Genomic DNA, 9,919 nt, shown 5'->3' with positions numbered 1-9,919 from the left:
TGCTCGAAGAGCTTGGGGGAGCGTGCCGGGCGTCGCGACGCCGCGGAGATCCATCAGAAGGGCCCTAGCCCTCAGCAGTCGCCGCTGTCCGAGGAGGACGACGAGTTCCACGGGGACGAACCGCGCTTGCCCGAGGAAGCCGCGAGAGCCGTGCAGACCTCGACGGCGAAGCGCAGCACCCCGAGGAGGACCACACCGGTCATCAGCAGCGCGGCTCCGACGAGCTTGAGCGACCTGCGCAGGAAGGTCGACATCAGACCATGCCCCCGTTCTGGAAGTCCGCGAACGGTGTGTGCGCGGATGCCGAGTCGAAGCGATCCCGGCGGAGATAGAAGAACCCGGCGGCGAGCACGGCGACCACGGCCGCCACGCCCTGCCCGGGCACCGTGTACGGCGCGAGGGTCCCGGTCCCCTCGGTCGTCTGCCCCGCGACCACCAGCACGGCGACCCACACCCCGCCCACCAGGCCGGGCGCGAGGACAGGACCCAGCCGGGGTGTCAGCGCCAGCCCGGTCGCGGTGAGCGCGAGCGCGGGCAGCAGCCAGGCCAGCGCACGCAGCCCGTACGAGGGGAGCGCGAACGTCGCCAGGCCGTTCAGGACGAGCGCGGTGGCCAGCACGGGAACGGTGCGGATCAGCAGCAGCCGGAACCCGTGCATCGGCGACACCACGGCCATCTCGTACGTGGGGTCGAGGACCGGCCCGTACGACAGCGCGACCCCGGCGAGGGGCAGCAGCGGGGCCAGGGCGAGGAACAGCGTCGGTGTCCCGGACGTCCGCATGGAGCCGGTCGCCACCACCGTCATGGCCAGTACGGCGACGACCGCGCCCAGCCAGGACAGCCGCAGCACGGGGGTGGCCGCGAGCAGCCGCGCCGTGTGGTCGGCCACCCCGAGCCGTACGAGCACCGACTCCAGGAAGCCCGCGCGCGGCGCGTCCAGCTCGGCGTCGAGCCGCTCCCACCCCTCGTCCAGCGCGACCGGGTCGCTCACCTCGGCGAGTACCGTCCGGCACCGCTCGCAGGCCATGAGGTGGGTGTCGGCCGACCAGAGCATGGGCGCCGCCAGCTCGCCCCGTACGTACGCGCGGAGGTCGTCGTCGGTGACGTGCCAGGTCAGGCTGCTCGTGTCGCGGGCCTCGTTCGTATCGTCCATGCCGCTCGTGTCGCTCATGCCAACTCCTCCCGCAGCTGCTTGCGGGCCCGCAGGGCCCGTGTCTTGACCGTCCCCGGCGGGATGCCGAGCAGGACGGCCGCCTCCCGGGTGGTCAGCCCGTCGATGACCGTGGCCTGGAGGACCGACCGCAGCTCCGGCGACAGCCGGACCAGGGCCCCCGCGAGGTCCCCGTGCTCCACCCCCGCGAGCACGCGTTCCTCCGCGGACGCCTCGTCGCGGTGCCGCAGCCGCGCGAGCGCCTGCCGCATCCGGCCCCGGGCGCCGTCGCCCCGCAGGGCGTCGATCAGCCGCCGGGAGCCGATCCGCCACAGCCAGCCGGCCACGTCGCCCTCCTCGCGGTAGCGGGCACTGCCCCGCCACACCGCGAGAAACGTCTCCTGTACGACGTCGTCGACGGTCCCCGCGTCGGAACAGCGCCCCCGCAGCCGCGCCCCGAGCCAGGGCGCGTACCGCCGGTACAGCTCTTCGAAGGCGCGCCGGTCACTGTCCGCCGCGATGGCCCGCAGCAGATCCCCGTCGCTTCTCGTTTCCCTCACGCCCCTTCATCGCACGAGCCCCACGGATCGGTTCACGGCGCCCGGAAAAACTTTGGCAGCACCCGCGGGCCGCTCCGCAACCGGCCGGTAACCGGTGCCGCCCGCGCCTGCCGACGCCCGGGAGCCGCTCCCCGATATCCCGCACGTCATGTCTCCGTAACCAGTGATTCAGACAGGCTTGCGACCCTCGGGCAATGAACCCCGTCCCGCCCGAGCCCTCGCCTCCGCCGGAGCGCGAGCCCTCCCGTAAGAAGGGAAAAAGGAGCCCGCACCTCCTCGCGGCGCTCCCGCCCGCTCGCTCCGACGCGCCTGTTTCCGGCCCGGCACGGAAGAATGGGTTCATGAGCCAGCCCAATGCCCAGGCGCGTGTCCAGCACCCCCAGCCGTCCGTCGGTTCCATCGCCGCGCACCGCCCGCACACCGTGGCGGGGAACGTCTCCGACCTGGAGCCCGACCTCGACGCCGACCTCGACGCGTACGAGGACACGGTGCAGGACGGCGTCCAGCTGCCGCAGGGCCGTTTCCTCGACCGGGAGCGCAGCTGGCTCGCGTTCAACGAACGGGTCCTCGAACTCGCCGAGGACCCGGACACGCCCCTCCTCGAACGGGCGAAATTCCTGGCGATCTTCGCCAGCAACCTGGACGAGTTCTTCATGGTCCGGGTGGCCGGCCTGAAGCGGCGCATCGCCACCGGCGTGGCGACCCGCTCGGCCTCGGGCCTCCAGCCCCGCGAGGTGCTGGAGATGATCTGGGCCCGCTCGCGGGAGCTCATGGCCCGGCACGCCGCCTGCTACCAGGAGGACGTGGCACCCCAGCTCGCCGAGGAGGGCCTCCACCTCGTCCGCTGGAGCGAGCTGACCGAGAAGGAGCAGGCCCGCCTCTTCACGCTCTTCCGCCACCAGATCTTCCCGGTCCTGACCCCCCTCGCGGTCGACCCGGCGCACCCCTTCCCGTACATCTCGGGCCTGTCCCTGAACCTCGCGGTCGTCGTGCGGAACCCGGTCTCCGGCCACCGCCACTTCGCGCGCGTCAAGGTCCCGCCGCTGCTCTCCCGCTTCCTGGAGGCCTCCCCGGACCGCTACGTCCCCATCGAGGACGTCATCGCGGCCCACCTGGAGGAGCTCTTCCCCGGCATGGAGGTCCTGGAGCACCACGCGTTCCGCGTCACCCGCAACGAGGACCTGGAGGTCGAGGAGGACGACGCCGAGAACCTCCTCCAGGCCCTGGAGAAGGAGCTGATGCGGCGCCGCTTCGGACCGCCGGTGCGCCTGGAGGTCGAGGAGTCCATCGACCGGTACGTACTCGACCTGCTGGTACGGGAGCTGAAGATCTCCGAGGCCGAGGTGTACCCGCTGCCGGGCCCTCTGGACCTGACCGGCCTCTTCGGCATCGGCGCCCTGGACCGGCCCGAGCTGAAGTTCCCGAAGTTCATCGCGGGCACCCACCGCGACCTCGCGGAGGTCGAGTCGGCGTCCGCGCCGGACATATTCGCCGCCCTCCGGGAGCGGGACGTCCTCCTGCACCACCCGTACGACAGCTTCTCCACCTCCGTCCAGGCCTTCCTGGAGCAGGCGGCCGAGGACCCGGACGTCCTCGCCATCAAGCAGACCCTGTACCGGACCTCCGGCGACTCCCCGATCGTCGACGCGCTCATCGAGGCCGCCGAAGCCGGCAAGCAGGTACTGGTCCTGGTCGAGATCAAGGCCCGCTTCGACGAACAGGCCAACATCAAGTGGGCCAAGAAGCTGGAGGAGGCGGGCTGCCACGTCGTCTACGGCCTCGTCGGCCTCAAGACCCACTGCAAGCTGTCCCTCGTCGTACGCCAGGAGGGCGAGACCCTCCGCCGCTACAGCCACGTCGGTACCGGCAACTACCACCCGAAGACCGCCCGGCTCTACGAGGACCTGGGGCTCCTGACCGCCGACCCGCAAGTGGGCGCGGACCTCTCCGACCTCTTCAACCGGCTCTCCGGCTACTCCCGCCGCGAGACGTACCGCCGCCTGCTCGTCGCACCCAAGTCCCTGCGCGACGGCCTGATAGCGCGCGTCAACAAGGAGGTCCAGCACCACCGTGCCGGACGCCCCGCCCATGTCCGCATCAAGGTCAACTCGATGGTGGACGAGGCGCTCATCGACTCGCTCTACCGCGCCTCCGAGGCAGGCGTGCCGGTCGACGTATGGGTGCGCGGGATCTGCGCGGTACGACCGGGAGTCCCGGGCCTGTCCGAGAACATCCGCGTACGGTCCGTCCTCGGCCGCTTCCTCGAACACTCCCGGGTCTTCGGCTTCGGCAACGGAGGCGAACCGGAGGTGTGGATAGGCAGCGCCGACATGATGCACCGCAACCTCGACCGCCGTATCGAAGCCCTGGTGAGGATCACCGACCCCGCCCACCGGTCGGCCATCACCAAGCTGTTCGAGACCGGCATGTCCGACACCACTTCCTCCTGGCACCTCGGCCCCGACGGCGAGTGGACCCGGCACGCGACCGACGCCGACGGCCAGCCCCTGCGCAACGTCCAGGAGATGCTCATAGACGCCCGGAGGCGCCGGCGTGGCACAGCAACACCTTGAACCGACGGCCTCACCCGTGGCCGGGGACGCCCTCGCGGCGTACCTGCGGGCCCAGGCCACGGAGTTCCTCCGCGCGCTGCGCCAGCACCGCGAGTCCGGCGGCGCGGCGGCGGTCAACAGCTCGAAGGAGGCCGTGACCGCGGCGCGCGCCCTGCGCCGCTCGGCGCGCCGCATCAGCGGCACCCTCCACACGTTCCGGCCCATGCTCGACGAGGGCTGGTCCGAGGGCATGCGCCCCGAACTGGCCTGGCTCTCGGGGACGTTGGCCCGCGAGCACGCGTACGGGGCCCGGCTCGAACGACTGCTCGCGGCGCTGCACCGCCTGTCGGGCTCGGCGGCCTTCCCGGCGCAGGCACAGGCGACCACCGGGGAACGGTCCACCGGGGAACGGACGACCGAGGAACGGACGGAGAAGGGCCGGCTGACCGTCGGCGCGGCCAAGGCGGGCGCCCTCCTCGAACGCCGGCTGACCCTCACCCGGACCCGCGCCCACTCGGCCGCGCTCCAGGCCCTGGGCTCCTCCCGCTTCCACGCCGTCGCCGACAGCGTCGCCGTACTGGCCAGCGAGGTCCCGCTGACCGCTGCGGCGGCCACCACGGAACTGCGGCCCCTCGCCGCCGCCGCGGAGGAACGCCTCGGCGACGCCGTCACCGCGCTGCCCCTGATCACCGCCGGCCACCCCTACAACTCGGAGGCCCTGGTCCACGGCCTCTCCGCCGACACGGTCCCGCAGCCCCAGGACGCCCCCTGGCACCAGGTACGCCTCCTGCTGCGCCTGCACCGCTACGCGTGCGAGGTCGTGTTCGGCGACGAAGTCCTCGTGGACGTACGCCTGTTGCACGCGGGCCAGGCCCTGGACCGGCACCGCGACGCGGCGGAGGCCGCGGCCGCGGCCGCCTCGGCGGCCCGCACGCCACGGATCGCCCCGGCGACGGCGTACGCGCTCGGGGTGCTCCACGCCGACCAGCGCCACGAGGTGGAAGCGGCCAGGTTCACGTTTCAGCGGGCCTGGCTGAGGGAGACGGTCGGCACTCCGTGACGCACGAAGACCGCTACTGACGAAGACCGCTACGCGTGAGGGGAGCCCCGGTGCACGCAATGAACACGGACCCCGTGCTCGCGGCGGGCTGCGTCCTGTGGCGCCGCTCGCCGGTCGACGGCGAACCGGTGATCTGCCTGGTCCACCGGCCGAAGTACGACGACTGGTCGCACCCGAAGGGCAAGCTGAAGCGCGGCGAGGAGCCGCTCGCCGGGGCGGTCCGTGAGGTCGAGGAGGAGACCGGGCACCGCTGTGCGCCGGGGCCCCGCCTGACGACCAACCACTACATGGCCAACGACCGCCCCAAGCAGGTGAGTTACTGGGCCGCCGAGGCGACGGGGGGTTTCTTCGTGCCCAACCACGAGGTGGACCGGATCGTGTGGCTGGCTCCGCCGGCCGCGCGGGTACGGCTGACGCAGGCTCGGGACCGGGAGCTGGTGGACGAGTTGCTGGCGGTTCTGCGGCGGCAGCACGCTTAGCACTGCGTGCGGCTGGCGGTACGTGTATGGGTGCGGGTGGGTGGGGGCTGGTCGCGCAGTTCCCCGCGCCCCTAAAAGACAAAAGACTGCGCCGTTCCCCGCGCCCCTAATAGCTATGAGCCAGGGTCTCCCTCTGTCACATGAGTCTCCGCGTCTGTGCGGGCGCTGCTGCGGGCTCGGCGGGCCGGGCCTCTCCAGCCGCAGGTGCAGCGGGCCAGGCAGAAACGACCCTGCTCGACCATCGTCGTCCGGTGTTCCAGGGGAGCGATCTCTTCCTGCTGAGCCACACGCACCACGGTACCGATACTCGGCAAACCCCTCCCCATGCCCCGCGACGGCGTGACAACACCACCCACCCGTCGTTAAGCGGAACGACAGGAGGCCCGCCCAAGGACGGCCCGGCTGGGGGTAGCAGGCGATGGTGGAGCGGCAGCGAAAACGCAGGGACGGGGCGGTCGCCCTGGCCGTCGCGGCGACGGGGCTGTTGCTCTGCGCCGCCGGATGCTCGGGCAGCGGGGCCGCCTCCGACGACGCCCGGACCGCCGAGGACCCGGTCGAGGTGCTCCACGAAGCCGCCCGGAACCTGACCCGCGCCGGCACGGCCAAGGCCCGGACGTCGATGGAGATGGCCACCGGCGGCACCCGCGTGACCATCCGCGGCGAGGGCGTCTACGACTTCGCCGACCAGGTGGGCCGGCTGAAGGTGCTGCTCCCGCAGGACCCGGCCGGCGCCGACGGCCACCGCCCGATCACCGAGCTCCTGGCACCGGGCGCGCTCTACATGAAGAACCGCGGTGCGGGCGTGCCCGCCGACAAGTGGGTGCGCGTCGACACGGCCACGCTCTCCGACGGGAACCTGGTCACGGGCGGCGCGACCGACCCGTTCGCCGCCGCCGAACTGCTGCGGGGCGCGCGCAAGGCGGCGTACATGGGGCGGACGTCGGTCGCGGGCGCGGCCGTACGGCACTACCGGGGCAAGGCCGACCTGACGGTGGCCGCGCGCGAGGCCTCGGCGGGCAACCGGGCGGCGCTGCGCGCGGCGGCGCGGGGCTTCGCCACGGCGACGGTTCCCTTCGACGTCTACCTTGACGACCAGGGGCGTATCCGCAAGGTCCGCCACCGGTTCAGCTTCGTGAACGGGCAGCAGAAGAACACGGTCGCCGTCTCCTCCACGACGCTGCTGTACAAGTTCGGAACCGCTGTCGACGTACACCTGCCGAAGGCGAAGGACATCTTCGCCGGGCGGATCGCCGAGTGACGGAACGGCGGAGGAACGGCGAAGGAACGGCGGAGTGGCCGGGCGGCGGCTGCCGTGGGCGGGACGGTGAGAGGCCTGAATGCACGGGGCCGGAAATGGTCCGTTGGTGCCATGCGCTGTCCGTGGACCGCTCCCTACTCTAGGAAGTCGGTGACGGCAGGAAGAGGTGATGCACGTGGCTCCGGCGCGCGGTACGGCAGTTCAGGACCACGTGGCCCTCGCCGAGATCGAGCTGTGCGGCGACCTGATCATCGCCGCCTCGACAGCCCGTGAGGAACGACTCAGCCCCGACCGCATCGACGAGGTCCTCAGGATGGCCGAAGAACGCTTCCAAGAGGAACACGGCAAGCCCGCCCACGGCTGACACGTGCAGGGGCGCGGCTTGCTCAGGGGCGCGGGGAACGGCGCAGTCTTTCGTCTTTTAGGGGCGCGGGGAACGGCGCAGTCTTTTGCCTTTAGGGGCGCGGGGAACTGCGCGACCAGCCACAACGCACCCGCGGACGACCCCCAGGCCTCACAGCCCCGCCCCCCGGATGGGGTCACGTACGCAACAACCGCGCAATCGCCTTAGTCGCCTCCTCCACCTTGGCATCAATCTCCGCGCCCCCCTTCACCGCCGCGTCAGCGACACAGTGCCGAAGATGCTCCTCCAGAAGCTGGAGCGCGAAGGACTGCAGAGCCTTCGTGGACGCGGAGACCTGGGTGAGTATGTCGATGCAGTAGACGTCCTCGTCGACCATCCGCTGCAGACCACGGACCTGGCCCTCGATCCGCCGCAGCCGCTTGAGGTGCTCGGCCTTCTGCTTGTGGTAGCCGTGGATCCCGCGGTCGTGGTCGGTCACGATCTCCGCGGTACCGGTCTCGGCGGCACCGGTCTCGGCCGCACCGGTCTCCGCGGCCTCCCCGGAGGGCGCCGTGGCGCCGGCCTCGGTGGTCGTCATCGCGTCCTCCTGCTGACTGATACCTGTGACTGATACTTGTGACTGATACCTGACTGGTACCCCTACGGGGTATATGGTAACGAACTTTGCTGGGTATAGGGCCCTTGGCCGATGCCCTCATGGGACCCCATGCTGATCGCTGTGCCCGATGGGCGACACTGAGGGGCGGCCGGTTAGCCGTGGCTGAATGATGCGCCTAGCATCAGCCTGACCGACACCGAAGCAATCCGAGGACCCCACGTGCGATTTCGTCTGACCCCCAGGGAGACGAGTTTCTACGACATGTTCGCCGCATCCGCGGACAACATCGTCACGGGCTCGAAACTCCTCATGGAACTGCTCGGGGCGGACTCGTCCGGCCGAGCCGAGATCGCAGAGCGTATGCGGGCCGCCGAACACGCGGGTGACGACGCCACGCACGCGATCTTCCACCAGCTGAACTCCTCGTTCATCACGCCGTTCGACCGCGAGGACATCTACAACCTCGCGTCCTCCCTCGACGACATCATGGACTTCATGGAGGAGGCCGTCGACCTGGTCGTCCTCTACAACGTGGAGGAACTGCCCAAGGGCGTCGAACAGCAGGTCGAGGTGCTGGCACGGGCGGCGGAGCTCACCGCCGAGGCGATGCCGAACCTGCGCACGATGGACAACCTCACCGAGTACTGGATCGAGGTCAACCGCCTGGAGAACCAGGCCGACCAGATCCACCGCAAGCTCCTTGCCATGCTCTTCAACGGCAAGTACGAGGCCATCGAGGTGCTGAAGCTCAAGCAGATCGTGGACGTCCTCGAAGAGGCCGCCGACGCGTTCGAGCACGTGGCCAACACGGTGGAGACCATCGCGGTCAAGGAGTCCTGACCCTTCCATGGACACCTTCGCCTTGATCGTGACCATCGGTGTCGCGCTCGGATTCACCTATACCAACGGCTTCCACGACTCGGCCAACGCCATCGCCACCTCCGTGTCGACGCGTGCGCTGACGCCGCGTGCGGCACTCGCGATGGCCGCGGTCATGAACCTCGCCGGCGCCTTCATGGGCAGCGGGGTCGCCAAGACCGTCAGCGAGGGCCTGATCGAGACACCGCACGGCAACAGGGGCATGTGGATCCTGTTCGCCGCGCTGGTGGGCGCCATCGTGTGGAACCTCGTCACCTGGTACTTCGGTCTCCCGTCCTCCTCCTCCCACGCGCTGTTCGGCGGCATGGTCGGGGCCGCGCTCGCGGGCGGCATCGATGTCATCTGGTCCGGCGTCCTGGAGAAGGTCGTCATCCCGATGTTCATCTCCCCCGTCGTCGGCCTGATCATCGGCTATCTGGTGATGTGCGCGATCATGTGGCTCTTCCGCCACTCCAACCCGCACAAGGCGAAGCGCGGTTTCCGTATCGCGCAGACCGTGTCGGCGGCCGGCATGGCGCTCGGCCACGGCCTCCAGGACGCCCAGAAGACGATGGGCATCGTGGTGATGGCCCTGGTCATCTCGGACGTCGAGGACGCGGGCGACCCGATTCCGGTCTGGGTCAAGATCGCGTGCGCGGTGATGCTGTCGCTGGGTACGTACGCCGGTGGCTGGCGCATCATGCGTACGCTCGGGCGGAAGATCATCGAGCTGGATCCCCCGCAGGGGTTCGCCGCGGAGACGACCGGTGCGTCACTCATGTTCACGACGGCGTTCATCTTCCACGCGCCGATCTCGACGACGCATGTGATCACGTCCGCGATCATGGGAGTCGGGGCCACGAAGCGGGTGAAAGCGGTCCGCTGGGGTATCGCGAAGAACATCATCCTCGGCTGGTTCATCACCATGCCGGCGGCGGCGCTCGTCGCCGCGGCGAGCTTCGGCATCGTGAACGTGGCGTTCTTGTAGGGGCCTTTTTCGCCCCCGCCGCCCCTACCCTTCCCGTCACGTACTCGGGGGC

At 70.4% G+C, this 9,919-nt stretch carries 11 protein-coding genes; 7 read left to right on the top strand and 4 right to left on the bottom strand.

Going from position 1 to position 9,919, the window contains the following annotated elements; genetic code table 11:
• Window positions 1-71: 71 nt before the first annotated feature.
• From AOK01_RS09380 to AOK01_RS09370, 3 genes are read right to left on the bottom strand one after another with little or no spacing between them, the layout of a single operon-like run.
• Window positions 72-254, bottom strand: a complete 183-nt coding sequence (locus tag AOK01_RS09380) for a hypothetical protein (protein ID WP_055510437.1) — start codon at window positions 252-254, stop codon at window positions 72-74.
• Window positions 254-1,171, bottom strand: coding sequence for a hypothetical protein (locus tag AOK01_RS09375; RefSeq protein ID WP_055510435.1), 918 nt, complete (start codon window positions 1,169-1,171; stop codon window positions 254-256). The genes AOK01_RS09380 and AOK01_RS09375 overlap by 1 nt, the downstream gene beginning before the upstream one ends.
• Window positions 1,168-1,710: an RNA polymerase sigma factor gene (locus AOK01_RS09370; protein ID WP_055510433.1), complete on the bottom strand. Its 543-nt coding sequence runs from the start codon at window positions 1,708-1,710 to the stop codon at window positions 1,168-1,170. Before AOK01_RS09370 ends, AOK01_RS09375 begins: the two co-directional genes overlap by 4 nt.
• A 341-nt stretch (window positions 1,711-2,051) precedes the next feature.
• Here AOK01_RS09370 and AOK01_RS09365 point away from each other — a divergent pair, with 341 nt between their 5' ends.
• From AOK01_RS09365 to AOK01_RS09345, 5 genes are all read left to right on the top strand, one after another.
• Window positions 2,052-4,283 (top strand): RNA degradosome polyphosphate kinase, encoded by a 2,232-nt coding sequence (locus AOK01_RS09365; protein WP_055510431.1) that lies wholly within the window; start codon window positions 2,052-2,054, stop codon window positions 4,281-4,283.
• The gene (locus AOK01_RS09360; protein ID WP_055510428.1) at window positions 4,264-5,322 is read left to right on the top strand and encodes a CHAD domain-containing protein; all 1,059 of its coding nucleotides are present in this window, start codon (window positions 4,264-4,266) and stop codon (window positions 5,320-5,322) included. The genes AOK01_RS09365 and AOK01_RS09360 overlap by 20 nt, the downstream gene beginning before the upstream one ends.
• 59 nt (window positions 5,323-5,381) lie before the next feature.
• Window positions 5,382-5,801: an NUDIX hydrolase gene (locus tag AOK01_RS09355; RefSeq protein ID WP_055510426.1), complete on the top strand. Its 420-nt coding sequence runs from the start codon at window positions 5,382-5,384 to the stop codon at window positions 5,799-5,801.
• Window positions 5,802-6,219: 418 nt separating this feature from the next.
• Window positions 6,220-7,059: an SCO4651 family lipoprotein gene (locus AOK01_RS09350; protein ID WP_055510424.1), complete on the top strand. Its 840-nt coding sequence runs from the start codon at window positions 6,220-6,222 to the stop codon at window positions 7,057-7,059.
• 169 nt (window positions 7,060-7,228) lie between these two features.
• Window positions 7,229-7,423, top strand: coding sequence for a hypothetical protein (locus tag AOK01_RS09345; RefSeq protein WP_190851240.1), 195 nt, complete (start codon window positions 7,229-7,231; stop codon window positions 7,421-7,423).
• Between the two features lie 175 nt (window positions 7,424-7,598).
• Here the strand turns inward: AOK01_RS09345 and AOK01_RS09340 are convergent, their stop codons facing one another.
• Complete coding sequence (locus tag AOK01_RS09340; protein ID WP_055510422.1) at window positions 7,599-8,000, bottom strand: metal-sensitive transcriptional regulator; 402 nt, start codon at window positions 7,998-8,000, stop codon at window positions 7,599-7,601.
• 240 nt (window positions 8,001-8,240) lie between these two features.
• Between AOK01_RS09340 and AOK01_RS09335 the strand changes: the two genes are divergently transcribed.
• A complete protein-coding gene (locus AOK01_RS09335; protein WP_055510419.1) occupies window positions 8,241-8,861 on the top strand; it encodes a DUF47 domain-containing protein in 621 nt (206 codons plus the stop codon).
• Between the two features lie 7 nt (window positions 8,862-8,868).
• The gene (locus tag AOK01_RS09330; protein WP_055510417.1) at window positions 8,869-9,867 is read left to right on the top strand and encodes an inorganic phosphate transporter; all 999 of its coding nucleotides are present in this window, start codon (window positions 8,869-8,871) and stop codon (window positions 9,865-9,867) included.
• Window positions 9,868-9,919 lie beyond the last annotated feature (52 nt).

It is taken from the genome of Streptomyces aurantiacus (assembly GCF_001418335.1).
Lineage (GTDB): Bacteria > Actinomycetota > Actinomycetes > Streptomycetales > Streptomycetaceae > Streptomyces > Streptomyces aurantiacus.
The sequence above is the reverse complement of the archived record's forward strand: the minus strand, read 5'-3'. Positions and strand labels throughout refer to the sequence as shown.